Below are 240 nucleotides of genomic sequence, written 5' to 3'. Positions count from 1 at the left end.
AGTCAGCAATGATTGGAATGAGTCTTGCTGGGGGGAGTTCTGTTAGCTTAGCTTTAGTTGTTTCTATATTTATAAGTAATATCCCAGAGGGGTTGTCCAGTACAGTTGGACTCCAGAAAAGCGGTTACTCGAACCGTAAAATTTTATTTTTATGGTTCCTTGTTGTATTCTTTTCAGCTCTAAGTTCATTAGCAGGTGCAACTTTATTAGAAATGGCTTCAAATGATATAAAAGCCATAG

The 240-nt window shown here is 37.1% G+C and carries 1 protein-coding gene; it reads left to right on the top strand.

Features of this window, described 5'->3' with window-relative positions; translation table 11 throughout:
• On the top strand, window positions 1-240 hold a 240-nt coding region (locus tag AOA60_RS33665), incomplete at both ends, for a hypothetical protein (protein ID WP_218240974.1).

It is taken from the genome of Pseudomonas sp. 2822-17 (assembly GCF_002742485.1).
In the GTDB taxonomy this organism is placed as follows: domain Bacteria; phylum Pseudomonadota; class Gammaproteobacteria; order Pseudomonadales; family Pseudomonadaceae; genus Aquipseudomonas; species Aquipseudomonas cyclaminis.
Note: the sequence above shows the minus strand (reverse complement) of the source record. Positions and strands in the feature narration are given on the sequence as shown.